This is a genomic window from Devosia sp. Soil_C_22, from assembly GCF_057657195.1.
This window is the reverse complement of sequence record NZ_JBDGIY010000001.1, coordinates 267,118-292,621: the sequence shown is the minus strand read 5'-3', so window position 1 is coordinate 292,621 and position 25,504 is coordinate 267,118. Positions and strand designations below refer to the sequence as shown.

General features: G+C 65.7%; 25 protein-coding genes and 1 tRNA gene. 14 read left to right on the top strand and 12 right to left on the bottom strand.

What is annotated here, in order from left to right:
* Window positions 1–36: 36 nt before the first annotated feature.
* On the top strand, window positions 37–942 hold the full coding sequence (locus AC3A6I_RS01360) for a hypothetical protein (protein WP_487541213.1): 906 nt from the start codon (window positions 37–39) through the stop codon (window positions 940–942).
* 10 nt (window positions 943–952) lie between these two features.
* Here the strand turns inward: AC3A6I_RS01360 and tdh are convergent, their stop codons facing one another.
* Together tdh and AC3A6I_RS01350 are read right to left on the bottom strand one after the other, a co-directional pair.
* On the bottom strand, window positions 953–1,975 hold the full coding sequence (tdh, locus tag AC3A6I_RS01355) for an L-threonine 3-dehydrogenase (protein WP_487541211.1): 1,023 nt from the start codon (window positions 1,973–1,975) through the stop codon (window positions 953–955).
* Between the two features lie 58 nt (window positions 1,976–2,033).
* Window positions 2,034–3,224, bottom strand: a complete 1,191-nt coding sequence (locus AC3A6I_RS01350) for a glycine C-acetyltransferase (protein ID WP_487541209.1) — start codon at window positions 3,222–3,224, stop codon at window positions 2,034–2,036.
* Between the two features lie 121 nt (window positions 3,225–3,345).
* On the opposite strand from AC3A6I_RS01350, the gene AC3A6I_RS01345 reads away from it, so the two are divergent.
* The 7 genes from AC3A6I_RS01345 (at window position 3,346) to mnhG (ending at window position 9,999) form a co-directional block, all read left to right on the top strand.
* A complete protein-coding gene (locus AC3A6I_RS01345; RefSeq protein WP_487541208.1) occupies window positions 3,346–3,912 on the top strand; it encodes a helix-turn-helix domain-containing protein in 567 nt (188 codons plus the stop codon).
* Between the two features lie 173 nt (window positions 3,913–4,085).
* Window positions 4,086–6,992, top strand: coding sequence for a monovalent cation/H+ antiporter subunit A (locus AC3A6I_RS01340; RefSeq protein WP_487541207.1), 2,907 nt, complete (start codon window positions 4,086–4,088; stop codon window positions 6,990–6,992).
* Window positions 6,992–7,324: a Na+/H+ antiporter subunit C gene (locus tag AC3A6I_RS01335; RefSeq protein ID WP_487541206.1), complete on the top strand. Its 333-nt coding sequence runs from the start codon at window positions 6,992–6,994 to the stop codon at window positions 7,322–7,324. Before AC3A6I_RS01340 ends, AC3A6I_RS01335 begins: the two co-directional genes overlap by 1 nt.
* Window positions 7,324–8,922, top strand: coding sequence for a monovalent cation/H+ antiporter subunit D (locus AC3A6I_RS01330; RefSeq protein WP_487541205.1), 1,599 nt, complete (start codon window positions 7,324–7,326; stop codon window positions 8,920–8,922). Before AC3A6I_RS01335 ends, AC3A6I_RS01330 begins: the two co-directional genes overlap by 1 nt.
* Entirely contained in the window at window positions 8,919–9,395 is a 477-nt protein-coding gene (locus AC3A6I_RS01325) for a Na+/H+ antiporter subunit E (protein WP_487541204.1), read from the top strand. The genes AC3A6I_RS01330 and AC3A6I_RS01325 overlap by 4 nt, the downstream gene beginning before the upstream one ends.
* Window positions 9,395–9,673: a K+/H+ antiporter subunit F gene (locus AC3A6I_RS01320; protein WP_487541203.1), complete on the top strand. Its 279-nt coding sequence runs from the start codon at window positions 9,395–9,397 to the stop codon at window positions 9,671–9,673. The genes AC3A6I_RS01325 and AC3A6I_RS01320 overlap by 1 nt, the downstream gene beginning before the upstream one ends.
* On the top strand, window positions 9,670–9,999 hold the full coding sequence (mnhG, locus tag AC3A6I_RS01315) for a monovalent cation/H(+) antiporter subunit G (RefSeq protein WP_487541202.1): 330 nt from the start codon (window positions 9,670–9,672) through the stop codon (window positions 9,997–9,999). Before AC3A6I_RS01320 ends, mnhG begins: the two co-directional genes overlap by 4 nt.
* A 42-nt stretch (window positions 10,000–10,041) precedes the next feature.
* Here the strand turns inward: mnhG and AC3A6I_RS01310 are convergent, their stop codons facing one another.
* From AC3A6I_RS01310 to AC3A6I_RS01295, 4 genes are all read right to left on the bottom strand, one after another.
* Window positions 10,042–10,953: a bifunctional GNAT family N-acetyltransferase/nucleoside diphosphate kinase regulator gene (locus AC3A6I_RS01310; protein WP_487541201.1), complete on the bottom strand. Its 912-nt coding sequence runs from the start codon at window positions 10,951–10,953 to the stop codon at window positions 10,042–10,044.
* Window positions 10,954–11,191: 238 nt separating this feature from the next.
* Window positions 11,192–11,268: transfer RNA gene (locus AC3A6I_RS01305), tRNA-Arg, on the bottom strand.
* 70 nt (window positions 11,269–11,338) lie between these two features.
* On the bottom strand, window positions 11,339–11,779 hold the full coding sequence (locus tag AC3A6I_RS01300; protein ID WP_487541200.1) for a hypothetical protein: 441 nt from the start codon (window positions 11,777–11,779) through the stop codon (window positions 11,339–11,341).
* A 157-nt stretch (window positions 11,780–11,936) separates the two neighbouring features.
* Window positions 11,937–12,617, bottom strand: coding sequence for a pseudouridine synthase (locus AC3A6I_RS01295; RefSeq protein ID WP_487541199.1), 681 nt, complete (start codon window positions 12,615–12,617; stop codon window positions 11,937–11,939).
* Between the two features lie 141 nt (window positions 12,618–12,758).
* Between AC3A6I_RS01295 and AC3A6I_RS01290 the strand changes: the two genes are divergently transcribed.
* Complete coding sequence (locus AC3A6I_RS01290; protein WP_487541198.1) at window positions 12,759–13,862, top strand: Gfo/Idh/MocA family protein; 1,104 nt, start codon at window positions 12,759–12,761, stop codon at window positions 13,860–13,862.
* 262 nt (window positions 13,863–14,124) lie between these two features.
* Here AC3A6I_RS01290 and AC3A6I_RS01285 read toward each other — a convergent pair whose 3' ends face one another.
* Window positions 14,125–14,991, bottom strand: a complete 867-nt coding sequence (locus AC3A6I_RS01285) for a glycosyltransferase family 2 protein (RefSeq protein WP_487541197.1) — start codon at window positions 14,989–14,991, stop codon at window positions 14,125–14,127.
* 125 nt (window positions 14,992–15,116) lie between these two features.
* On the opposite strand from AC3A6I_RS01285, the gene AC3A6I_RS01280 reads away from it, so the two are divergent.
* Window positions 15,117–15,536 carry an Hsp20 family protein gene (locus AC3A6I_RS01280; protein ID WP_487541196.1) on the top strand — a complete coding sequence of 140 codons (420 nt, stop codon included), beginning with the start codon at window positions 15,117–15,119 and terminating at the stop codon, window positions 15,534–15,536.
* 14 nt (window positions 15,537–15,550) lie between these two features.
* A complete protein-coding gene (locus AC3A6I_RS01275; RefSeq protein ID WP_487541195.1) occupies window positions 15,551–15,823 on the top strand; it encodes a DUF1150 family protein in 273 nt (90 codons plus the stop codon).
* Window positions 15,824–15,873: 50 nt separating this feature from the next.
* Here AC3A6I_RS01275 and AC3A6I_RS01270 read toward each other — a convergent pair whose 3' ends face one another.
* Complete coding sequence (locus AC3A6I_RS01270) at window positions 15,874–17,172, bottom strand: ActS/PrrB/RegB family redox-sensitive histidine kinase (RefSeq protein ID WP_487541194.1); 1,299 nt, start codon at window positions 17,170–17,172, stop codon at window positions 15,874–15,876.
* Window positions 17,173–17,317: 145 nt separating this feature from the next.
* Here AC3A6I_RS01270 and AC3A6I_RS01265 point away from each other — a divergent pair, with 145 nt between their 5' ends.
* Window positions 17,318–17,761 carry a DUF2852 domain-containing protein gene (locus AC3A6I_RS01265; RefSeq protein WP_487541193.1) on the top strand — a complete coding sequence of 148 codons (444 nt, stop codon included), beginning with the start codon at window positions 17,318–17,320 and terminating at the stop codon, window positions 17,759–17,761.
* 87 nt (window positions 17,762–17,848) lie between these two features.
* The gene (locus AC3A6I_RS01260; protein WP_487541192.1) at window positions 17,849–18,595 is read left to right on the top strand and encodes a M48 family metallopeptidase; all 747 of its coding nucleotides are present in this window, start codon (window positions 17,849–17,851) and stop codon (window positions 18,593–18,595) included.
* Window positions 18,596–18,771: 176 nt separating this feature from the next.
* On the opposite strand, the gene AC3A6I_RS01255 is transcribed toward AC3A6I_RS01260, so the two are convergent.
* From AC3A6I_RS01255 to AC3A6I_RS01245, 3 genes are all read right to left on the bottom strand, one after another.
* Window positions 18,772–19,149, bottom strand: coding sequence for a hypothetical protein (locus tag AC3A6I_RS01255; protein WP_487541191.1), 378 nt, complete (start codon window positions 19,147–19,149; stop codon window positions 18,772–18,774).
* Window positions 19,150–19,175: 26 nt separating this feature from the next.
* Window positions 19,176–21,347: a transglycosylase domain-containing protein gene (locus AC3A6I_RS01250; protein WP_487541190.1), complete on the bottom strand. Its 2,172-nt coding sequence runs from the start codon at window positions 21,345–21,347 to the stop codon at window positions 19,176–19,178.
* 264 nt (window positions 21,348–21,611) lie between these two features.
* Window positions 21,612–22,511, bottom strand: a complete 900-nt coding sequence (locus AC3A6I_RS01245) for an AraC family transcriptional regulator (RefSeq protein ID WP_487541189.1) — start codon at window positions 22,509–22,511, stop codon at window positions 21,612–21,614.
* A 186-nt stretch (window positions 22,512–22,697) separates the two neighbouring features.
* Between AC3A6I_RS01245 and AC3A6I_RS01240 the strand changes: the two genes are divergently transcribed.
* Window positions 22,698–22,826, top strand: a complete 129-nt coding sequence (locus AC3A6I_RS01240) for a hypothetical protein (RefSeq protein ID WP_487541188.1) — start codon at window positions 22,698–22,700, stop codon at window positions 22,824–22,826.
* Between the two features lie 160 nt (window positions 22,827–22,986).
* Here AC3A6I_RS01240 and gyrB read toward each other — a convergent pair whose 3' ends face one another.
* The gene (gyrB, locus tag AC3A6I_RS01235; RefSeq protein WP_487541187.1) at window positions 22,987–25,446 is read right to left on the bottom strand and encodes a DNA topoisomerase (ATP-hydrolyzing) subunit B; all 2,460 of its coding nucleotides are present in this window, start codon (window positions 25,444–25,446) and stop codon (window positions 22,987–22,989) included.
* Between the last annotated feature and the right edge of the window lie 58 nt (window positions 25,447–25,504).

The following is a 25,504-nucleotide window of genomic DNA, read 5'->3' as shown; positions in this document are numbered from 1 at the left end:
CCTCCGTGCGGCCAATCCCGGAACAGGAGAACGACCATGAGCGACTGCAATTGCACGAGCTGCGCCGGGACACTGGAGCGCGTGCGCTACTTCCCGCGCCAGCTGATCAAGGCCGAGGACATGCGGGCCGAGCAGGACTATTTCGTCGACAAGATGCGGCGGCACAACCGGCACCTGCACGGCTGGGGCGTCGTCTGCGGGCTCGACGTGACCCCGCCGGGCAAGTCCGATCCGATCACGCAGGTGACCATCTGCCCCGGCTATCTGGTGACTCCGCAGGGCGACGACGTGCACCTTCACGATGCCGTCACCTTCGACGTCGCGCTCGGCGCGCAGGTACCCGAGCCGACCTGCGAGCCCTGGCCCTGTCCGCCGCGCGGCCAGATGCCGGGCGAGCGCGGCTTGAGCGTCATCTTCCTCGCCGTCCGCTATGCCGAATGCCTGTCACGGCCGGTACATGTGCATCCGGCCGGTTGCGGCTGTGGCTGCGGCAGCAATGGATGCGAGCATTCCCGCATCCGCGAGAGCTTCGAGGTCAAGGCACTCTGGGAGCTGCCGCAGTCGCACATCGATGCCTACGAGCACGACCAGCACTGGCGCGAACTGGTGCACGAGTGGCGCTCCGGCGACACCGGTGGCGGCCTGCTGATCGGCGCGGCGGCGGGCGGAGTGGTCGAGGCCGCTGAGGCCCCGCCGGCTGCAGCGGTGGCTTACGCCGCCGCCACGATGTTCCCCGCCAGCGAGGCGGCCGCGGCGCGGTTGCCGAAGCGTCGCGCTATTCCGGTGCCGCCGTGCCCGCCCTGCCCCGATGATCCATGGGTGGTGATCGCGGCCGTGCGGCTACCCGAGGACGGCAAACCAATCACGCAGGCGGACATCTCGTACATCCCGCGCCGCGTGCTGTGGAGCGTCAGCACGCTCACCGCGCTGCTGCCGATCTAGTGTCGGCGGCTCACCACTCGAGGACGATCTTGCCTTTCTCGCCCTCGGCGGCCAGCTTGAAGGCCTCGGCATAGTCGTCGGCCTTCATGCGACGGGTGATGACCTTGCGCACGTCGAGGCCGGACTCGAGCATGGCCAGCATCTTGTGCCAGGTCTCGAACATCTCGCGGCCGTAGATCCCGCGCAGCGTGATCATGCGGAACACGATCTTGCCGAGGTCGAAGATGAAGGGCCGCGCCGGCACGCCGAGCAGCGCGATCCGGCCGCCCATCACCATGTGGTCGATCATCTGGTCGAGCGCCGCCGGGGCGCCCGACATTTCGAGCCCGACGTCGAAGCCTTCCTTCATGCCGAGCTTGCCCATCACTTCGCGCAGGTCCTGCTCGGCGATGTTGACCGGCACGACATCGGCCACCTCGGCCGCGAGTTTCAATCGCTCGGGATTCATGTCGGTGATGACCACATGGCGCGCGCCGACATGGCGAGCGACGGCCGCGCCCATGATGCCGATCGGGCCGGCGCCGGTCACCAGCACATCCTCGCCGACGATGTCGAAGGCAAGGGCGGTGTGCACGGCATTGCCGAGCGGATCGAGGATGGCGCCCATCTCGTCATCGATCGCATCGGGCAGCGGGATGATGTTGAAGGCCGGGATCTTCACATACTCGGCAAAAGCGCCGGGCAGGTTGACGCCGATGCCTTTCGTATCAGGGTCGAGATGGAACTTTCCAGCACGGCTGGCGCGGCTCTTCATGCCGACGACATGGCCCTCGCCCGAGACGCGCTGGCCGATCTGCAGGTTACGAACTTCGTCACCGAGTGCGACGATCTCGCCGGAATATTCGTGGCCGGTAATCATCGGCACGGGCACGGTCTTGGCCGCCCACTCATCCCACTTGTAGATGTGGATATCGGTGCCGCAGATGCCGGTCTTGTGCACCTTCACCAGCACGTCTTCGGGCCCGATCTCGGGCACCGGACGGTCCTCCATCCAGATGCCGGGTTCGGCCTTGGCTTTGACGAGCGCTCTCATAGTCAGCGTCCTTTAGTTGTCGCGTTCGCGAACCGGAAAAGTCTGCAACTTTTCCCGCTCACGCTCCGATGATCCCCAATTCACGCCCGGCGTCCTCGAAGGCGCCGATGGCGAAGTCGATGTCGGCATCGTCGAGCGCCGCCGACATCTGGGTGCGGATGCGGGCCTTGCCCTGCGGCACGACAGGAAAGAAGAAGCCAGCGACATAGACACCGCGCTTGTCGAGCGCCTTGGCGAAGTCCTGTGCGCGTGTCGCCTCGCCCAGCATCACCGGGATGATCGGGGTTTCGCCGGGCAGCAGCTCGAAGCCGGCCCTGGTCAGGCCATCGCGGAAGCGCCGCGTGTGCCGCATCAGCTTGTCGCGCCGGTCCTCAGCGGCTTCGGCGATCTCGATCGCCTTGAGCGAACCGGCGGTGACCGAAGGGGCGAGCGCGTTGGAGAACAGGTAGGGCCGGGCGCGCTGGCGCAGGAGGTCGATGACCGGCTGGGGGCCAGTGATGAAGCCGCCCATGGCGCCGCCGAGGGTCTTGCCGAAGGTGCCGGTGACGATGTCGACTTCGGCGCCGGTGAGGGCGCCGGTGCCCTTGCCCTTGGGCCCGAGATGGCCGGTAGCGTGGCAATCATCGACGGCGATGATGGCGTCGTACTTGTCGGCCAGCGCCCGGATCTCGGGGAGTTTGGCGACGTAGCCGTCCATCGAGAACACGCCGTCGGTAACGATCAGCTTGAAGCGAACACCGTCGCTAACCGCTTGTTTCAGCTGGGTTTCCAGCTCATCCATGTTACTGGTGGCGTAGCGGTAGCGCTTGGCCTTGCTGAGCCGAACCCCATCGATGATCGAGGCGTGGTTCAGCGCGTCGGAGATGATGGCGTCCTCGGGGCCGAGCAGCGTCTCGAACAGGCCGCCATTGGCGTCGAAGCAGGCGGCGAAGAGGATGGAATCGTCCTTGCCGAGGTAGCGCGCCACGGCGCGCTCGAGCTCGCGGTGGAGGTCGAGGGTGCCACAAATGAATCGCACGGAGGCCATGCCGAAGCCGTATTGCTGAACGGCTTCCAACGATGCCTGAACGATTTCTGGATGGTCGGCGAGGCCGAGATAGTTGTTGGCGCAGAGGTTGACCATCTGCCGGCCGCCGACGGTGACGCGACCGCCCTGCGGCCCGGTGATCTCGCGCTCGCGCTTGTACAGGCCCGCGGCTTCAATCTCGGTCAGGGTGGTACGGATGTGATCCAGAAAGGCAGTCTGCATGGCAATTCCTCCGACATGGAGGAAATTCCGTTATAACGGACTTGTTGTCAAGTGATGACGGAATTGCCTCTGCGCCGACGTCACGCTAGGAACGAGGCGTGGCGGCAGCATGGAGACCGCATTGGCGGACGCACCAGATATCGGCCCGATCATCCAGCGCGAGCGCAAGGCGCGGCATCTGACACTCGAGCGGCTGGCGGCACTGTCGGGCGTGTCGCGCTCGATGCTGAGCCAGATCGAACGCGGCGAATCGAACCCGACCTTCGCAGTGCTGTGGGGCCTGACGCAGGCGCTGAAGATCGACCTCAGCGACCTGATCAACGGGGGCGTCGCGCATCGGCAGGCCAACCCGGTGGACGTCGTGACAGTGGCGCATACGCCCGAGATCAAGAGCCCGGACGGCCAGTGGCGGCTGCGCATCCTCAGCCCGCCGGCGATGGCGGGGCGGATGGAGTGGTACGAGGTGGAGATTGCGCCGGGCGGCAGGCTGACCAGCGCTCCCCATGCCGCCGGCACCTATGAGCACCTGACGGCGCAGACTGCCGGTCTCTCCGTCAGGACCACACTCGGTCACCAAACCCTGCAAAGTGGCGAAACCGCCCGCTACCGCGCCGACGTGGAGCACGAGATCGCCAACCACGACCAGACGGCAGCGAAAGCGCTGATGGTGGTGGTGTACGAGGGTTGAGGCCCGCGGAGCCGGCGCGGAGCAGCGCACCGTTGAGCTCGTGCGAAACAGTGCGCCGATAGCTTCGAGCAATGTCCACAATCCAGACACACGGGCAGATTGCCGCGCACCGGAACTTGCCCTACCCCGTTGTTGCCTCGGGATGTTATCGCTAGGCGGGACAACGGGATGGATTGATGCCAGACGGCTTATTGCTGACCACCTTGAGCGTACTGCCCCTGCTGGGGATGCTTGCCGCGCCCTTCATTCCGCGGCAGCAGGCCCGGAACGGAGCGGCAGTGCTGGCAGGGCTGGTTGCGCTGGTCGGCCTGGCGATCGTGCTGGTGATGTATCCCGGCATCGCCGCCGGCGGGGCGGTGAGGTATGAGATCGCCTGGCTGCCCGACCTAGGCCTCGACATCGTGCTGCGCCTCAACGGGCTGTCATGGATGTTCGCAGTCATGATCACGGGCATCGGCTTCCTCGTCGTGCTCTATGCCCGCTACTACATGCAGCCGGACGAACCGGTGGCCCGGTTCTTCGCGCTGTTCCTGGGATTCATGGGCTCGATGCTGGGCATCGTCATGTCCGGCAACCTCATACAGATGGTGCTGTTCTGGGAGCTCACCAGCATCTTCTCCTTCCTGCTGATCGGCTATTGGCACGGTTCGGCAAGCGCGCGCGATGGTGCGCGCATGGCCCTGGTGATCACCGGGACCGGGGGGCTGGCTCTGTTCCTTGGCGTTCTCGTGATCGGACATATCGTCGGCAGCTACGACATCGACACCGTGCTGGCTTCGGGCGAGACGATCCGCGAACACCCGCTCTATCTCACGGCCCTGCTCCTGGTGCTGATCGGCGCCTTCACCAAGAGCGCACAGTTTCCGTTCCAGTTCTGGCTCCCGCGCGCGATGGCCGCCCCGACACCGGTGTCGGCCTATCTCCATTCGGCGACTATGGTGAAGGCCGGGGTCTACGTGCTGCTGCTGCTCTCGCCGGTCATGTCGGGCACCGCCCCGTGGGTCTGGATCGTGACCTATACGGGCCTCGCCACGTTGCTGATCGGCGCCTATTCGGCCGTGTTCCAGAGCGATCTCAAGGGGCTCCTCGCCTACTCGACGATCAGCCACCTGGGGCTGATCGTGACCCTGATCGGCATGAGCTCGCCGCTTGCTCTGGTCGCGGCGATCTTCCATGTCGCCAACCATGCGACGTTCAAGGCGTCGCTGTTCATGGCCGCCGGGATCATCGACCACGAAACCGGCACGCGCGAGTTCCGCAAGCTCAGCGGCCTGTTCCGCTACATGCCGTTCACGGGAACTCTGGCGATGGTGGCCGCGGCGGCGATGGCCGGCGTGCCGCTGCTTAACGGCTTCCTGTCCAAGGAAATGTTCTTCGCCGAAACGGCCATCAAGAACGCGAACCCGTTCGTGGATGTGTCGCTGCCGCTGGGCGCGGTGATCGCCAGCCTGCTCGCGGTGACCTACTCGGTGCGCTTCATCCACGACGTGTTCTTCGGCCCGCCGACGGAGCTCGAGCGCGTGCCGCACGAGCCACCCGCACTCATGCGCCGGCCCATCGAGATTCTGGTGCTCGTCTGTCTTGTGGTCGGCATCTTTCCGGGGCTGACCGTCGGCCCCTACCTCGAAACCGCGGTGCGATCGGTGCTCGGCGAGAGCACGCCCTACTACAGCCTCGCAGTATGGCACGGCTTCAACATTCCGCTGGCCATGAGCTTGCTGGCGCTGGTCGGCGGCATCGTGCTCTATGTTCTCATTCACCGTCGGCTGGCGCGCGCCGATGGACCGCCGATCATCCGGCACCTGGTGGGGCCGCGCATCTTCGAGCGCATCATGCTGCTGCTCTCGGTCAAGTGGGCGCCGGCCCTCGAGCGTCTGCTCGGCACGCGCCGCCTGCAGCCGCAGCTGGCGCTGCTGGTGGGAGCTGCCCTCATCGCCGGCGCGATCCCGCTGCTCGCACATCCGGTTGCTTCCGGCTCATCGCTCGGCCCCGCCGATCCCGTCCTCGTGCTGGTCTGGCTGATCGGGAACATTTGCGCCGTCGGCGCCGCGTTCCAGGCGAAGTATCACCGCCTCATGGCTCTCATCCTGATGGGAGGGGCCGGCCTTGCGACCAGCATCACCTTCGTCTGGTTCTCTGCCCCCGACCTCGCATTGACCCAGGTTCTGGTCGAGGTGGTGACGACCATCCTCATCCTGCTCGGCCTGCGCTGGCTGCCGAAGCGGCTCGAGGAGGCGCGGATCGACGTTGTGGCCACCCGCGGCGCCCGCTTCCGGCGGGCCCGCGACCTCGCCATGGCCTGCCTCGCGGGTCTGGGCATGGCCTTCCTGTCCTACACCATCCTGACCCGCGACGCCCCCGACAGCGTCGCCAGGTACTTCCTCGAGAACGCCTATGAGCTCGGCGGCGGCCGCAACGTGGTCAACGTAATCCTCGTGGATTTCCGCGGCTTCGACACGCTGGGGGAAATTACGGTGCTCGGCATCGTGGCCCTGACGACCTTCGCACTGCTTCGCCGCTTCCGTCCTGCCGCCGACAGCATCGAGCGCCCGGAGCAACAGAGGCTACAGAGCGAATACGAGGCTGCCGCGCCCGCCGATGTGGTTGGCAGCATCGCCTCGGACTTCCTGCGCGTGCCCGCGGTGGCGATGCGCTGGCTGTTCCCGGTGATCGTCGTCCTCTCGATCTACCTGTTCCTGCGCGGGCACGATGCACCGGGGGGCGGGTTCATCGCCGGCATCACGCTGTCGACCGGTTTCCTGCTCCAGTATCTGGCGGGCGGCACAAGGTGGGTGGAGGACCGGCTGCGCATCAGGCCGACCCTGTGGATCGGCGCCGGACTGCTGATCGCGCTTCTCACCGGCGCCGGCGCATGGCTGTTCGGCCGGCCCTTCCTCACCTCCAGCTTTCAGTATCTCGAACTACCGTTGCTCGGCCGTGTTCCCATGGCCAGCGCGCTGGCTTTCGACCTCGGCGTCTTCGTGCTCGTGGTCGGCGCCACGGTGCTGATCCTCGTGGCGCTGGCTCACCAATCCATCCGCAACGCCAAGCCGGTGGTAAAACCCGTGGGAGAGCGCTGATGGAAGCCATCATTGCCATCAGCATCGGCGTGTTGGCCGCATCGGGGGTGTGGCTCATCCTGCGACCACGCACGTTCCAGGTCATCATCGGGCTGTCGCTGCTGTCCTATGCGGTCAACCTGTTCATCTTCGCGATGGGGCGGTTGCGCAGCAACGCCGCGCCGGTGCTCGATGGCGCCCGCGACGTCGCCACCTACGCCGATCCGCTACCGCAATCGCTGGTCCTGACGGCGATCGTGATCGGCTTTGCCATGACCGCCCTGTTCCTCGTCGTTCTCCTCGCAGCGCGCGGGCTGACCGGCACCGATCATGTCGACGGACAGGAGCGGTAATGGACCATCTCGTCATTCTTCCGATCCTCCTGCCGCTCTTTGCGGGCGCTGCATTGGTGCTGATCGAGGACCGGCATCACACGGCGAAGCTTGCGATCAACATCGTCGCGACGCTGGCGCTGGTCGCCGTGACCCTGCTGCTGCTGGCCGAAGTGCAAAGCGGTGCTGCACGGATCACCACCTACCAGCTCGGCAACTGGCCAATGCCCTACGGCATCGTGCTGGTGCTCGATCCACTCTCGGCGCTGATGGTCGCGCTCACCTCGGTGCTGGCGCTGGGCGCCGTCATCTTCTCGGCGGCACGCTGGCACCAGGCGGGACAGCATTTCAACAGCCTGTTCCAGCTGTTGCTCATGGGGCTGAACGGCGCCTTCCTGACTGGTGACCTGTTCAACCTGTTCGTGTTCTTCGAAGTGCTGCTCGCTGCTTCCTACGGGCTGGCGCTGCACGGCTCGGGCAAGTCGCGCGTCAAGGCGAGCCTGCATTACGTGGCGGTCAACCTCGCGAGCTCGTCGCTGTTCCTGATCGGGGCCGCGGCTATCTATGGAGTGGCCGGAACGCTCAACATGGCGGACCTTGCCGTGCGCGCGCCGCTGCTGTCGCCGGACGACCAGACGCTGCTGCACGCCGGCACCGCCATTCTCGGCGTCGCGTTCCTGGTGAAGGCGGGGATCTGGCCGCTCGGCATGTGGCTGCCGACCACCTATGCCGCGGCCGCGCCACCTGTCGCCGCGATGTTCGCCGTTCTCAGCAAGCTGGGCGTCTATGTCATCCTGCGGCTCACCTCGCTGCTGTTCGGCGAAGGGTCGGGCGCAGCGGGGCAACTGGCTGCGGCGGTGCTGCAATATGGCGGGATCGCGACGATGCTTTTCGGCGCCATCGGCGTCCTCGCCTCGCAGGGCGTCGTGCGGATCGCATGCTTCAGCGTGATGGTTTCGTCGGGCACGCTGCTGGCGATAGTGGGTTACGAGGATGCGGGAATCACGGCGGGGGCGCTCTACTACCTCGTCAGCTCGACGCTGGGGCTCGCCTGCCTCTTCCTGCTCGTCGAGCTGGTGGAGCGCGGCCGCACCCCGGGTGACGACGTGCTCGCCGTCACGCTCGAAGCCTATGGCGACGATGAGGAGGCCGAACAAGCGCCGGAAGCCAACGCCGCGACGCCCGGAACCTTCGCTGCGCTTGGAATCGCCTTCCTCTGCTGCGCCATCCTGGTGGCGGGCATGCCGCCGCTCTCCGGCTTCATCGGGAAGGTCCTGATGATCGACGCGATGCTCGACCTCGGCGGCGCCCAGGGGGGGCCAGTGCCGGCGGGCGTCTGGATCACCATTGCCGTCCTGATCGTTTCGGGCCTCGCCGCGACCGTTGCCCTCATGCGCATCGGGATCAACACCTTCTGGGTCTCGCTGGAGCGCGTGATCCCGGCCGTCCACGGCGTCGAGATTGCGCCGATCATGCTGTTTCTCGCCCTCGCCCTCGTCATGACGGTGTACGCGCAACCGGTCATGAGCTTCATGGGCACGGCGGCGGACACGCTCTACGCTCAAGGCGGATATGTCGAAGCGGTGCTCGCCGATCAGGCCGCGGGAGGGGGCCGATGACCCGCGGCCGTCCTCTGGTCTGGTTTGGCCTGCTGGCCATGTGGCTGCTGCTCAACGGCAGCCTCGCAATCGGACAAATCCTCCTCGGGATGATCGTTGCGACATGCGCGTGCTGGATGGCCTCGGCGGTCTGGCCGCCCAAGTCGCGGGTCAGCAACGTGACGACCATCGCTGCCCTGATCGGGGCAGTGGCACGGGATGTGGTGACGTCAAACATCGCGGTGCTGAGGCTCATTCTCGGGGGCGGCACGCCGCGCTCGGCCTTCGTGAACATTCCGCTCGAGCTCACCGACGAGAACGGCCTCGCGATCCTTGCGGCCATCGTCACGGCGACGCCCGGCAGTGCCTGGGTGCAGCACGACTCGGCGCGCCGCATCGTCACCATCCATGTCCTCGACACCGACGATCCGGACGCATGGGCGGCAGAGTTCAAGCAGACTTATGAGCGACGACTGGTGGAGATCCTGCACTGATGGCTTCCATGATCGACTGGATTTACTTTGCGGCACAATTCCTTCTCGGGCTCGCCATGCTGGCCGGCGGCTGGCGCGTAGTGCGGGGCCCGCGGGCTCAGGACCGGGTGCTCTCGCTTGACAGTGTCTATCTCACTGCCACGCTGCTGCTCGTCACCTTCGGCATCCGCTCCGGAACGACCCTCTATTTCGAGGTTGCGCTGGTTCTGGGCGCGCTCAGCTTCGTGTCGACGGTGGCGCTCGCCAAGTTCCTCATGCGCGGTGAGGTGATCGAATGAACCCGATGCCGGAATGGCTGCAACTGACGATCGCCCTCATCGTGCTCGCCGGCGCGTTCGTCACCTTCGTGGGCACCGTCGGCCTCGTGCGCTGGGGCAGCTTCTACCAGCGCATCCACGCGCCGACCCTGGGCAGCAGCCTCGGCGCGGCGCTGATCCTGCTCGGCTCGTCGCTCCACGCGAGCCTCGGCTCGGGCCGGCCGGTGCTGCATGAAGTGCTGATCATGATCTTCATCCTGATCTCGACGCCGGTGACGCTGATGCTGCTGGCGCGGGCGGCGCTCTACCGCGACCGGTCCGAAGACAATCCGAACGTTCCCCGGTAGGCCGGAAGGGGCCCGCGGCACAGGGCAGGGTTTTTCGAGGTGCTAGAGGTGAAAATCCCCGGCGGATTCCGGTTGGTAGAGCAACCTGTCGATCAGGATGCGTCGGGTGCGGTTTGAAACGACCCAGTCGATGGCGTCGCCTTTCCGATAGCCCAGGATCGCGGCGCCCACGTCGGACAGCACCGACAGCTTTCCGGAGCGTTCGTCGGCATCCTGCGGATATACGAGGGACACTTCCGTTTCTTCGTCGTCCAGATGCAGCACGACCCTGGAGTTCATCGTCACGACATCCTGTGCGATGCGCTCGGGAGCAACGACGATGGCGCGTTCGATCTCGTATTCAAGTTCGACGCGCGCGGGCCCTGGTTCGAACACGATCAATTCCTGAAGCCGGGACTGGTCCATTTCGGTGATGTAGATGTCCGTAGCCGCTGTCATGGCGCCTTCACGCAGAAGCCGGCGATACCGGCCAGCGGTCATGGATAGCGACCTGAGCGTCGAGGTCTCGCTCCCGGCAACGAAACCGCAGCGCTCGAAGGCGTTCAGCGAGCGCGTGTTGTCAGGGTGGATTTTCGCGATCACGGTCTGTGCCCGCATTTCGAGGAACGCGAGCTTCAAACCTTCGCGGATGGCGCTCGAGCCGATCCTGCGACCCCAGTTGTCATGGTCCCCGATGACCAGGACAATCTCACAGTCAGGGCCGGTCTTGACCAGACGAACGAAGCCGACCGGCGTGTCATCTCGATCGTGGGCCATGAAGAAGCGGCCGCCCTGATTGAACAGATGCGTCAGGATCGGCATCTGAGCCCGGTCTATGGCCTGGGCGATGAACCGAGACACACTGCGTGAATCGCTGAGGTAGCGGGTGACGCGTTCATCCTCGAGCCACTCCATCAGGAGCAATGCGTGTGTCCGCGTGATTTCCGGACGCAAAGAAACAAACGGCCTCTTCATCTTCGCCACCTTGGTCGCAAGAATGAAAGCCTGTCGCGGCCACGGCCGTGCTGGTTCTTTCGGGTCAGTCTGAAGTTCGAGAAGGATGCCTTAGCAAGGATCGAACCGCAAAGGCCAGACCTCCGCCTGCGACGAGATCGCCCGCATGACGAAAGGGGGGAAGCCGTGAAGCTGTACCAAAGCTGTACCGCGGAAAGCGATCGGGCCCCTGCGGCTCGCGCAGAGGCCCGGAAAATCCTGGCGCACCCGACAGAATTCGAATCTGTGACCTCTGCCTTCGGAGGGCAGCGCTCTATCCAGCTGAGCTACGGGTGCAGCGGGATAAGGCAATAGGCGATTGGCGGGGCGAGCGCAAGCCGGGCCGCTCGACCCGTTTCAGCACCCGTCAGGCGGCGCGGTGCCAGAGGCGGTCGAGCTCGCCGAGCAGGCGGAAGGTGCTCGTGTCGGCGGCAGCAATTTCATCGTCGGCGTCGGGATCGATATCGGCCTCGGTGTCTTCGACTTCGCCCTCGGTGGCGGAATGGAGGGTGGCAAAGATGTTGGCGATACCTTCCTCGAGCTCACTGTCGAGGAGCGGGGCTTCGTCGGCGCGGTAGGCCTCGACCTCGGGAGGCGCATCGGCTTCCGGCTGGGCCGGTGGCAGCGCTACGAGCTCCTCTTCGGCGACCAGCACGGCGGTCGCCACCACCGCTTCGGGCTGGGCGGCGGCGGCGCTGCCGTCAGTCGCATCGGTCGCCACGGCAGCAGCGGCTTCATGCTCAACGATGGAGGTGAGGGCTTCGATGTGGGCCGGGACGGCATCCTGCCTGTCCGTGGTCTCGGTCATGCGTGTTCTCCGGGATCCGATGGTCGGACGGCGCGGCAGAACTCCCGCGCCCGACTCGGACGCTAGAAAGGCCAGATGGCCCGTTTCAGACGGGAATTGGACCGCTCCATGACCATTTCATGACGGCAAATCCCAGGCACTGCAGGCCTTGCAGCCCTCAGAATGGAGCCGCCACGCGAAAATCGACCCAATGGCCCCGCGGGTGGTTGAAGGCAAGCTCCTCGGCATGAAGCTGCAACCGGTCAGCCGCCGCGAGTGCTTCCCCTGTCGCATAGAAGGGGTCGCCGAGGATGGGGTAGCCCAGTTCCAGCATGTGGACGCGCAACTGGTGGGTGCGGCCGGTGAGCGGATTGAGGCGCACGCGGGTGATGCCGCCCTCGCGGGTTTCGACCCGCCATTCGGTGATGCTCATGCGGCCGCGCTCCCAGTCGACCCGCTGGCGCGGCTTGTTCTCCCAGTCGGTAGCGAGCGGCAGCTCGATGCGGCCGGAATCGCCGGTAACATCGCCCCAGACGCGCGCCACGTAGGATTTCCTGGCCCGCCGCTGCTCGAATTCCTGGCCGACATGGCCGAGCGCCTTCTTGTTGAGGCACATGACGAGAATACCCGAGGTGTCCTTGTCGAGGCGGTGCGCCATGGCGGCGGTCGGCCAGCGCTGCTTCACCCGGGCCTCGAGGCAATCGGCCAGCGCCGGATCCTTGCCGGCCACCGAAAGGAGGCCCGAGGGCTTGTCGAGCACGACGATGTCGTCGTCGGCATGCACCACGGTCAGCCACGGATCGGTGGGCGGCCGGTAGTCGAAACTCTCGGGGACGGGGTTGAGCATGGCCGCGCTCATATCAGCCGGACGCCCTGAGAGAAACCCTGCGTTACGTACCTCAGTCTACTGGAAATCGTCGCCGTTTGGCGCGATGGTGCACGCCTCTCACGGCGCGCCCGGCAAGCGGCGACGCTCAAGCACACAGGGATGGAGACTGAAATGGGCGTTTCGCGCCGCGTTGGCATCGGCATTATCGGCTGCGGCAATATCTCGAGCCAGTATCTCAAGGCGATGCAGGATTTTGCCGTGCTGGAGATCATCGCCATCGCCGACATGCGGCCCGAGGTGGCCGAGAAGAAGGCCGCCGAGTTCGGCCTCACCGCGGTGAGCGTCGATGCGCTGCTGGCCGACCCGCGCGTCGAGATCATCCTCAACCTCACCATTCCGCGCGCGCATGTCGAGGTCGGCCTGCGCGCGATCGCGGCCGGCAAGCACGTCTATGGCGAAAAGCCCCTCGGCATCACCTATGCCGAGGGCAAGACGCTGATCGACGCCGCCAAGGCAAAGGGCGTGCGGGTCGGCTCGGCGCCGGACACGTTCCTCGGCGGCGGGCACCAGCAGGCGCGCGCGCTGGTCGATTCCGGCGCGGTCGGCGACATCGTGGGCGGCACCGCCTTCATGGGCGGGCCGGGCCATGAGCGCTGGCACCCCGATCCGGCCTTTTACTACGATATCGGCGGCGGCCCGATGCTGGATATGGGGCCATACTACATCACCGATCTCGTGAACCTCCTCGGCCCGGTGGAGAGCGTGCAGGCGATGGCGGCGACGCCGCAGACCGAGCGGCCGATCTACTCCGAGCCCAAGAAGGGCCAGACCATGCCGGTGAAGGTGTTCACGCATGTGGCGGGCCTGTTGAAGTTCAAGTCCGGCGCCATCATCCAGATAACGATGAGCTTTGACGTGCCGGGCCACCAGCACCTGCCGTTCGAACTCTATGGCCGCAATCTCAGCCTGATCGTGCCCGATCCCAACCGGTTCGGCGGCGAGGTGAAGACCCGCCCGGCGACCGACAAGGAATGGACCGAGGTCACGGTCGATCTGCCCTATGCCGACGGCAATTATCGCTCGCTCGGCGTTGCCGACATGGCGCACGCCATCATCGAGGGCCGGCCGCATCGCGCCTCGGGCGATCTGGCGCTGCACGTGCTCGAGGTGATGGAAGCCTTCGAGACAGCGGCCAAGTCGGGCCAGCCGGTGAAGATCACGAGGCCGGTGGAGCGGCCGGCGCCGCTGAGCGAGTCGGTGATCGCCAAGGCCTGAGGATGGGGAAACGGAGATCCCCGCTTTCGCGGGGATGACCCTGTGGGTGGGGAGCGTTGAGGCTACCAAATACTCGGTGTCACCCCGGCGCAGGCCGGGGTCCATCCTGAGGTCTCTGCACCTGCAATACCAGCTGAAGCATCTCAGGATGGATGCCGGCCTGCGCCGGCATGACATCGCAGGTGTGGTCGCCCCCTCCACCAGCTTCGCCCCCCTCCCCCGCTGCACAGGGGAGGATTGGAGAGGCCGGTGACCGGCGTCGTCACGCCCGCTTGAGCCCCACTTCGTATTTCCGCAGCATCGGCTCGAGGTGATCCTCGAAAAGCAGGCCCGGCTGCTCCTCGAGAGCCAGCGGGTAGGCGGCTTCGGCGGCGAGGGACAGGCCGAGGAAGGCGATCAGGCCGTCCGCCGCCTCGTTGGAGGCGAAGCGATATTTGCCCTGCTCCAACCGTTCGAGCAGGGTTTTCTTCGAGGCGATCATCTTCTCGGTGACGCCCAGCCCGTTGCTCATCGATTTGTCGAGCTTGACGTAGTCGTGCTGCGGCTGGCCGAGGTGGAAGGTGGTGCCGGCGGTGCGCCAGAGCTGCATCAGGAGCTCGAGGTCGGTCATGTTGGTCAGGTTGAGATCGTAGCGCGCATCGCAGCGGCGACGGTCCCACACGATCATCGAATCCATCGACAGCGAGACGAACTTGTAGCGGCCGGGCGTGAGGATGCGGTCGGGACCGTTGCCGACGAAGCGCAGGTGCTCGTAGCGGGCGTTCATCACGTCGAGCGCCGAGGACACGATCGGGTGATCATCGAGCGCCTTCAGCGCCAGCGCCAGCTTGTCGGGCTTCATGCGGTCATCGGCATCGAGGATGGCCACGTAGGGCGCGGTAATTCGGTCGAGCGCCAGGTTGCGGGCACGCGAGGCGCCGGCGCCGACACGGCCGGAGCTGAGGAACCGGAAGCGGCCGTCGGCCAGCCCCGCCCGGCCCAGCAACTCCTCGTAGTCGTCGCCATCGTCGGCGATGACCCAGATCTCCCAGTCCTCGACAGTCTGGGCAAGGACGCTGCGCACCGCCTCCCCGATCAGATCCGTCGCCTTGTAGGCGGGGATAACCACCGCCACCGTGCCCGCCGCCAAACCGGCCTCCTGCCCCCGAAGCGGCCTTGATCGCCGGCCGCGCCAGACCCATATCACGGGCATGGAACGGTGCCACTGAAACTCGGGCCGTTCCGCTAACCGTTGCTTGGAACAAGGACGATAGGATGTCGCGAGTCTCGGTGTTTTCGGCACCGTTTCTTTTAGGCTTCGATGCCTTCGAGGAACGAGTCGACCGGCTCAGCAAGGCAGCTGACGGCTACCCGCCCTACAATATCGAGCGTTCGCTCGATCAGGCGGGAGACGAGAGCTTCCTCATCTCCATCGCGGTGGCCGGCTTTGCGCCGACCGACCTCGAGGTGAGCGTGGAAGACAATCAGCTGCTCGTGCGGGGCCGGCAGAAGGACGAGACCGAACGCGACTACCTGCACCGCGGCATTGCTGCTCGCCAGTTCCAGCGCAACTTCCTGCTCGCTGACGGCATGGTGGTGAAAGACGCGATGTTGAGGAACGGACTGCTGTTCATTTCGGTTGTTCGTCCAAAGGTCGAAAAGACTGCACGCCGGATCGAGATCCGTTCTGCCTAGGAAGGGGAACAAGAATGCAAGAGAACAGAGAACATAACGCCGACAATCCCTTGCGGAACCTGACCGCGGACCAGTTCATGGCGCTCGGCGGCAACGCGGTGGTCTACGTCAAGCATGTCAGGGGCACGGATATGGGCCCCATCCTGCCCGGCGCCGAATTCGACGAGGATTCCGAGTTCCACATCGTGGTGTCGGCCGATGGCCAGCCGCTGATGGTGGGTGACAGCGAGGACGCGGTGGCCGACTGGCTCGCCGACAAGTCGTTCGGCATCGTCACGCTGCACTAGGTTACACTCGCAAATCTCACGGTCGTCATCCGCGGGGCCTGACCCGCGGATCAGGCCGCCTCAAGAGCCTGACGCGGCCACACCAGCCTGACGCGCGCGTGACCGTCCGAGGCTTCGTTCTCGAAGCTGATGCGGGCGCCGGTACGCTCCAGCAACGTCTTGGAAATGAAGATGCCGAGCCCCAGCCCGCCGGGCTCGGAGCTGTCGGAATCGCGCGGGCGCGTCGTCAGATAGGGCTCGCCGAGCCGGGCGATCAGCTCGGTCGGAAAGCCCGGTCCATCGTCGGTGATGGTGACGATGAGCGAGGCCTTGTCCCAGCTCACCTCGATCAATACGGCACGGCGCGCGAACTGGGCGGCGTTGTCGATCAGGTTGCCCAGCCCATAAAGCAGGGCCGCGCTGCGCCGCACCACCGGATCGGGATCGGCCACCTTGCCGGTGCGGATGGAAATCACCTTGCCGCCACCCTCCAGCGGCTTCACCACCTCCGCCAGCAGATCGCTGAGCGTAACCGCGGCGAACGGATCGCCCGGGGTTTCGCGCAGGCTCCTCAGCTTGCCGAGGATTTCGCGGCAGCGCTTGGCCTGCGACATGATCAGTTCGGCATCGTCGCGCACGTCGCCGGCCGGCAGCTCATCGCGCATTTCCCGCGCCACCAGCGCAATGGTCGAGAGCGGCGTGCCGAGTTCGTGCGCGGCGGCAGCCGCGAGACCATCGAGCGCGCTCAGCTGCTCATGGCGGGAGAGCGCCAGTTCGGTGGCGGCCAGCGCATCGGCGAGCTGGCGCGCTTCGTGCGCCACCCGGTTGGTGTAGGCGGCAATGAAGATGGTACCGCACAGAATCGAAACCCAGATGCCGATGACATAGATGCGGTCGAAGACGATGCGGCTATCGGGATCCCAGGGCAGGTCGTAGTGATAGATGGCGAGCAGCGAGGCGAGGCTGATGGCGAGGCCGGCGAGGATGGTCGTGGCGCGCTGCGGCAGCGTCGTCGCCGACACCGAAACCGGGGCGATGAGCAGCAGCGAGAACGGGTTCTGCAGCCCGCCGGTCAGCGCCAGCAACGCCGAGAGCTGGCACAGGTCCCAGCCTAGGTGCACGGTCGCAGCGGTGGGCGTCGGGCGATAGCCCTCGCCGAGCTGGAAGACGAGATAGAGATTGAGCAGCACGCTCAGCGCGACCAGCATCAGGCATTCGGTGAGCGGCAGCGGGTAGCCGAGACCGAAATAGACGAACAGGACGCCGATGGTCTGGCCGACCACCGCGAGCCAGCGCAGGCCCACCAGCGTGCCGAGCCGCAGGGGCCGCCAGGTGCCGGCGACGAGGGCTGAAGCCTCAGCAATTGCCATCGAGAAGTCCTTTCCGGGATGAAATTTTCCCGTTCCATGGGAAGCCTAGCATGGATTTCAAGGGCAAGAATCCGTGACGGCGACGGTTGACCCCGACCCTCGTGGGACCACATCGGGAGGGTTCGTGACTGGGGAGACTATGGAAATGAACACTGCAATCATCAAACCACAATGGGGGCCGCTCACCATCGCCCTGATGGTGCTCGGCTTCGTCGTCTGGTGGCCGATCGGCCTTGCCATGCTCGCCTACATCCTGTGGGGCGAGATGTTCGGTGGCTCGGCCGAGAAGGCCCAGGGCTTCGTCAATCGCTCGCGTGAATGGACGAAGAACTGCGGTCCGCGCGGCCATGCCTTCCGCCACGGTTTTGGCGGCTCCAGCGGCAATGCCGCTTTCGACGACTACCGTGCCGAGCAGATGCGGCGGCTCGAAGAGGAGCGCAAGCGCCTCGACGAGGAAGTCAACGCGTTCCACGAATACATGCAGAACCTCCGCATGGCCAAGGACCGCGAGGAGTTCGACCGCTTCATGCGCGAGAAGAACGGCAACCGCCCGAACTATGGTGGCGACACTAACGGCACCAACGTCTGACGTTCCTCCCAATGACGTCTCCTGACGACTGGCGCTCCCTTGGGAGCGCCTTTTTCTTTTGTCGCGCGAATCTGAGATGATCGGTCCATGAATTTCCTGCTGCCCCGCAAGCGCGAACCGATCCCTGCCTCGACGGCGCTATTGGTCGATGACGAGCAGGTGGAGGTTACGGTCAAGGTCAGCCAGCGGGCGCGCAGCTACCGGCTGAGCGTGCCGCACACGGGTGGTCCGGTGCTGACGTTGCCGGCCAATGGCCGGTGGAGCGAGGCGCTGGGCTTTCTCGAGCGCCATCGCGGCTGGCTCGCGGCCCGGCTGAAGCGCACTGCCCCCAAGACGCTGTTCGCCGATGGCGAACTGGTGCCACTGCGCGGCGTGCCCCACCGTATCCACGCCACCGGGCGACTGCGCGGCCGGGTCGAGGTGGCCGAGATCGACGGCGAACCCTGCGTGCTGGTACCGGGCGAAGCGGCACACATTCCGCGCCGGCTGACCGAGTGGTTGAAGGCAGAGGCGCAGCGCGACCTCACCGAGCGCTCCGACGTCTACGCCGAGGCACTGGGGGTGAAGGTGGTCTCAGTGGCCATGCGCAGCCAGGCGACGCGCTGGGGCTCGTGCTCGTCGACCGGCCGGCTCAACTACAACTGGCGGCTGATCCTCGCCCCCCCCTTCGTGCTCGACTATGTCGCAGCCCACGAAGTGGCGCATCTGGTCCACATGAACCATTCGCCCAGCTTCTGGAAAGCGGTGGAGCGTGCCCTGCCCGACATGAACCGCGGCAAGGCCTGGCTCAAGGCGCATGGCAAGGTGCTGATGGGGTATGGGCTGGGGAGCTGATCGTCCCATAGGGCCGGTGTGCTTGGCCGCCCCCTCCACCAGCTTCGCTGGTCCCCCTCCCCCGCTGCGCAGGGGAGGATGAGGGAGGCACTATCGCGCCACGGCCGATCCTCCCCCGTTTACGGGGGAGGGGGACCGCCGGAGGCGGTGGAGGGGGCGGCCACAAGCACCGTCGCCTACTGCCCCCGAACGATGCCCTCGGTCCAGCGCGCGACGATGGCGCACAGGGCGTCCTTACAATACTCGAGCGCCGAGCGATCGGCAGCCGCCTGGTCGTCGCCCGACGCGACGCCCCAGCTCGTACCGCCAATGGCGAGCGAGTAATGTCCGGTGGGCTCGCTCTGCAGCCCTACCGCGCAGGTCTGCGGATCGGGGGCGCTTTGCCGGCAATATTGCATGGCGCAGTCGGTCGCGGCGCCGATCGACTGCTCGTTGCTGCAATAGCCGAAGGCGCGGCTCTCGGAGATGGCGAGTGCGGTGTAGGCGTTGGCCGCCATTACGCTGCCCAGCGACAGCGCCAGCGTTGCGAACGCAACCAGCCCTGCATACCGCATACCGAGCCTCCGTCGTCGCGACGGCGTCAGTCGCCGCCGAAAATGTCGCCCAGCAGATCGACCAGCGTGCGCTTGGGCCGCTCCTGCACGGGCTGCTCCATGGGCGCGAGCGCCGCCTGATCGATGCCCGGCTGGCTCGAGACCGCGCCCGGCAGCTCGGCCACCGCCATGCCCTCGTGGGCCTTGGCCATGAACTGGCTCCAGATATCTACGGGCACGTTGCCGCCCGAAAGGTTGGTCGCCACGTCGTTATCGTTGCCGAGCCAGACGCCGGTGACCATGCGGGCGGTGTAGCCGACGAACAGCGCGTCACGGGCCTTCTGCGACGTGCCGGTCTTGCCGGCCATCGGCCAGCCGTTGAGCTGGGCGCGCTTGCCGGTGCCGATTTCGACGGCGGCATGCAGCATGTCGTTCATCTCGGCGACGATGTTGGGCTCGATCACGCGGCCCGGACCGGCCGGCGTTGCGTCGTACAGCACCTTGCCATCGGGCGTTTCGATGCGGGTGATGACATTGGCGATGACGCCGATGCCGCCATTGGCGAAGGGCGCGTAGGCCGCGGTCAGCTCAAGCAGCGAGACTTCCTGCGTGCCGAGCGCGATCGAAGGCACAGCCTGAAGGGGCGAGGAAATACCCATGCGCATCGCCGCTTCCACCACCTTGTCGGGACCGACATCGTTGGCGAGCAGCGCCGAGATGGTGTTGCGGGAGAGCGCCAGCGCGGTGCGCAGGGTCATCTCGCCACCATACTTGCCGTCGGCGTTCTGCGGCTGCCAGCCATTGATGTCGATCGGACCGTCATTGGCGATGGTGTCGGGCGTATAGCCCTTCTCCATGCCGGCCAGATAGACGAAGGGCTTGAACGAGGAGCCGGGCTGGCGCCGCGCGGTCACGGCACGGTTGAACTGGCTCTGCTGGTAGTCGACACCGCCGACCAGCGCCCGCACCGAACCGTCGACATCCATGGCGACCAGCGCGCCCTGGCTGAAGCCACGCTCCTTGCCGGTATTGGCGACTGCCTCGCGCACCACGAACTCGGCTTCCTTCTGCAGGTCCCAGTTGATGGTGGTGTGGACGATCACATCCTGGTTCACTTCACCGAGATAGGCGGTCATCAGGCTCTCGACCCAGTCGGCGACATAGGACTCGCCGCCCACCACCTTGGTGCGCACGGTCTGGTCGGCGCTGATCGTCGCGGCCTTGGCCTCGGCGTCGCTGATATAGCCTTCCTTGGCCATGGCGCTCAGCACGAGCTGCTGACGCGCCTGGATCAGTTCCGGTTTCCCGCGCGGATTGAGCCGCGACGGGGCCTGCAGCGAGCCCGCGAGAATGGCCGCCTCGCTCAGCGACAGGTTGCGGGCCGACTTGCCGAAATAGAACTGTGCCGCCGCCTCGACGCCGTAGCGCTCGTGGCCGAAATACATGCGGTTGAGGTAGAGGTCGAGGATATCGTCCTTGGAGTAATTCTGCTCCAGCCATACGGCGAGCAGCGCTTCCTGGACCTTGCGGCCGAGCGTCTGGTCGGGCGTGAGGAACAGATTCTTGGCGACCTGCTGGGTGATGGTCGAGGCGCCGCGGGTGACTTCACCCGCCTGCACGCTCTCGAGCGCCACAGACGCCAGGCCGACCACGTCGATGCCGAAATGGGTGTAGAAGCGCCGGTCCTCGATCGCGACGAAGGCGGCCGGCACATAGTAGGGCAACTCGCGCAGCGACACCGCCTCGCCGCCGGATTTACCGCGGTTGGAGATCAGTTGGCCGTTGGCGGCGACAATGCGGATATTGGCGGCGCGGTCGGGCACCTTCCAGGTGTCGGCCGATGGCAGCTGGATATAGTAGTAGACCACCACGGCACCGACGGCCATCGCGCCCAGGATGCCGAGGGTGAAGATCCACGAGAACAGCTTGAAGATGAAGCCGAAGGCCGAAGCGGGCTTGCGTTCGCGACGGCCGGACCGAGTCTTCCTCGCCTTGCCGCGCGGCGGCTTGCTGGAGTTACCGCGACCGCGGGTCGACCGCTCGTCCTCGACGAAGACGGCGCTGTCGTCGAAACCCGGCTCGACGCGCGAGCCGCGCGCAACCTTCTTGGCCGGCGCCTGACGTGCGTTGCGGCTGCCCTTCCTGGGCGTGGCGCCAACGCGATCGTCCGGCGAAACGTGAAAATCCATGAACAGGGCCCCGGCGTTCTTCTTGCGCATGGCGATGTCCGGACGCGGTCCCTTGTTCATGGGACCGGCATGCGGAAGCCATCGGGCATCCGACCGTCACGCCCGGCGTCGTCGCCTGGATCAGCCCAGACGCTCAACCAGCGCGGTCCCCTCGCCTATCGAAGGTAAATGTGGCCGGTTTATGTGGGCTTAAGGGGCCGAGTCCAGCGCTGTTGCGCGCTGGTCACGGGTTTCGGAGCGCCGCCAGGAAAAGTTGCCGACTTTTCCGGTTCGGGGGCGCGACCAAGCGGAATGCTAGCCCGCCGCCAGCAGATCGCCAGCCTTCAGCCGGGCCACGTCGCGCAGCGGCGGGGCGCCGAAGGTGCGTGCATACTCGCGGCTGAACTGGCTGGGGCTGTCATAGCCCACCCGATGCCCGGCGGTCGCCGCATCGACCGCCTCGGACAGCATCAGCCGGCGCGCCTCCTGCAGCCGCAGCTGCTTCTGGTATTGCAGCGGGCTCATGGCCGTGACGGCCTTGAAATGCACATGCAGCGCCGAAGGACTCATGCGCGCTTCAGCCGCCACCGACTCGATGGCGAAGGTCTCGCGGTAGTTGGACTTGATCCAGCCGATGGCGCGGTTGACCTGCTGCAGCCGGCTCTCGGCGATGGCGATCTGCTGCAGCTTGGTGCCCTGGTCGGAGCGCAGCACGCGATAGAGCAGCTCGCGCTTGATCATCGGAGCGAGCACGAAAATGTCATCGGGCGTCTCGAGCAGCCGGACAAGACGGATGGCAGCGTCGAGCAGTTGGTCGGTGACCGGGCTCGTAGCGATGGAGGGCTCGGCCTCGATGGCGGCCGCGCGAACGCCGCCGGCTTCGATCAGCAGCGCGGTGATCTCGGCGGGGTCGAGATCGAGCTTCAGCGAGAGGTAGGGCTCCTGCTCGGAAGCCTCGACGACTTGGCCGACAACGGGCGTGTCGACCGTCGCGACCAGGAACTTCGCCTCATCATAGGTGACTACGCGATCGCCCGAGATCACCCGCTTCTTGCCCTGCGCGATGATGCAGAGCGCCGGCTGCTGCAGGCCGTGCATGGGTTCGGACGGCCGGGTCAGCCGGGCCAAAGTAAGGCCCTCTATCGCGGTTGCATGAACACCGTCCTTGGACGCCAAACGTGCAATTGCCTGCTTGAGTTCTTCCAACCGATCCATGGCTGAAATCCTTCGTTTCTGTTCGCTGCATAGATAGCAGCTCATGTGCGTGAGTCACGTGGTCTCACGCAGCTTTGTAGGATCGTGCAATAATCGCGGAGGATCGGTCTACCGCCTTGGCGCTTGCGTCAGCCATATAGGCGTCACCGACGGAATGATGCCGCCGGGAGATAGCGAGGACATAAAATGACGATCAATCTTTCACTCATTGCCCGGCAGTTGCAGCCCACCGCGGTCCTCGCCAACGTCAGCAAGCTGTTGAAGCGGATGGACCAGCAGCGGCCGCGCCGCCAGCGGCGCAGCATGAATGGCTAAGCACAGCGGAGTCGCCACCCTCCTCGCCGGCGCAGTCCTCGTGACCGCACTGGCACTGGTGGCCGGCATAACGATGGGCCTGTGAGCCCGACGAGAACGAAAAAGGCCCGCGCGATGCGGGCCTTTTTCATTGGTGCGTGAGCCGCAAACTCCGCTCGATCTACACGTCCAGGTTCGCAACGCTCAGCGCGTTGTCCTGGATGAAGATGCGCCGGGGTTCGACGATGTCGCCCATCAGTTCGGAGAACAGCATGCCCACTTCACTGTCGTCCTCGCGCTGCTCGACCTTGAGCAGGGTGCGGGCATTGGGGTCGAGCGTCGTCTCCCACAACTGCTCAGGGTTCATTTCGCCCAGGCCCTTATAGCGCTGCAGCGAGATGCCCTTGCGCCCGGTGGCGGAGATGGTCGCGAACAGCGAGAACGGGCCGTAGATGTCGGTGGTGACGTCCTTGCGCACGAACTTGGCGACGCCACCATAGAGGTCGCCAAGCTTGTCGACGGTCGCACGGATCCGGCGCACATCGGTCGAGGCGAGCAGTTGCGCATCGATGGCGTGGCTCTCGGTCACGCCGCGGATGGTGCGCGAGAAGATCAGCCCGCCCTGCCCGTCGCTGCGGCCCTCCCAGCCACGCTCGACCTCATCGGCCAGCCGGTCGAGCCGGCGGACGACGCGTTCGATCACGGTCGCGGTGCGCGCCGGATCGAGCAGCGCGTCGGGGTCGAGCCCGCCGACAATGGCGGCCTGCTCGATGAGCGAGCGGTTGTACTTGGTGTTCAGACCCTCGATCGCATGCACGATCTCGCGCGCCTGCCGGACGATGGACAGCAGGTCCTCGCCGGCATGGGCGACGCCATCGCGGGTGGTCAGCACCGCGTCCTCGGTGCCGGCGCCGATCAGGTAATCCTCGAGGCTGCGCTCGTTCTTCAGATACTGTTCGGACGAGCCGCGCTTGATCTTATAGAGCGGCGGCTGGGCGATATAGATGTGCCCGCGCTCGATCAGCTCCCGCATCTGTCGGTAGAAGAAGGTGAGCAGCAGCGTGCGGATATGGGCGCCGTCGACGTCGGCGTCCGTCATGATGATGATCTTGTGGTAGCGCAGCTTGTCGATGTTGAACTCTTCGCGACCGATCGAGGTGCCCAGGGCCATCACCAGGTTGCCGATGGTCTCCGAGCTCAGCATGCGATCGAAGCGCGCACGCTCGACGTTCAGGATCTTGCCGCGCAGCGGCAGCACTGCCTGGTTGCGCCGGTCGCGCCCCTGAGTCGCCGAGCCACCTGCCGAGTCGCCCTCGACGATGAAGATTTCCGAAAGCGCCGGGTCCTTCTCGGAGCAATCCTTGAGCTTGCCGGCGAGGAAGTTGATGTCGAGCGCCGACTTGCGCCGGGTGAGCTCGCGCGCCTTGCGGGCGGCTTCACGCGCGGCCGCGGCTTCGGCCACCTTGCCGACGACGGACTTCGCCTCGGCCGGATGCTCCTCGAGCCACTGCTGCAGCTTGTCGTTGACGCCGTTCTCGACCACCGGACGGACTTCGGACGAGACCAGCTTGTCCTTGGTCTGCGACGAGAATTTCGGGTCGGGCACCTTCACCGACAGCACGCAGGTCAGGCCCTCGCGGATGTCGTCACCCGTGACCTCGACCTTCTCGCGCTTCAGGATGCCGCTCTCGTCGGCATATTTGGTGACCTGACGCGTCAGCGCGGCGCGCAGGCCCGCAAGGTGCGTGCCGCCATCGCGCTGCGGGATGTTGTTGGTGAAGCACAGCACGTTCTCGTGGTAGCTGTCGTTCCACCACATCGCGACCTCGACGGTGATGCCGTCACGCTCGGATTGCAGCAGGATCGGCGCAGCGATGAGCGGCGACTTGGCCTGGTCGAGATAGCGCACGAAAGCCTCGAGGCCGCCCTCATAGTGCAACTCCACTTCCACCGGCTCGGGATGGCGCAGATCGCGCAGGATGATGCGCACGCCCGAGTTGAGGAAGGCGAGTTCGCGCAGGCGATGCTCGAGCGTCTTGAAGTCGAACTCGACCATGGTGAAGGTCGCCGGCGACGGCAGGAAAGTCACCTCGGTGCCCGAGCGGCCCTCGTAGGTGCCAGGCCGCATCACGGGCACGTAGGTGCCCACCTGCTTGAGCGGCGCATCGGCATCGCCGTGCGTGAAGCTCATCTCATGGATTTCGCCGTCGCGGCGGATGTTGAGCTTCAGCGACACCGACAGCGCGTTGACCACCGAGACGCCCACGCCATGCAGGCCGCCCGACACCTTGTAGCTGTTCTGGTCGAACTTACCGCCGGCATGCAACTGGGTCATGATGACCTCGGCCGCCGACACGCCCTCCTCGGCATGGATGCCGGTGGGGATACCGCGGCCGTTATCGTTCACCGAGCAGGAGCCGTCGGCGTTCAACTGCACGGTGACGAGATCGGCGTGACCGGCCAGGGCCTCGTCGATGGCGTTGTCGACCACCTCATAGACCATGTGGTGCAGGCCCGAGCCGTCATCGGTGTCGCCGATATACATGCCTGGGCGTTTGCGCACCGCGTCCAGGCCCTTGAGGACCTTGATGGAATCGGCGCCGTAGTCGTTGGGTTCGATGGGGGTGTCGGAGGTGCTCAAGGAATTCCCGAATCAGGTCTGCAGGTCCGCTCGACCGGGTCTAGCGGATGACGGCGGG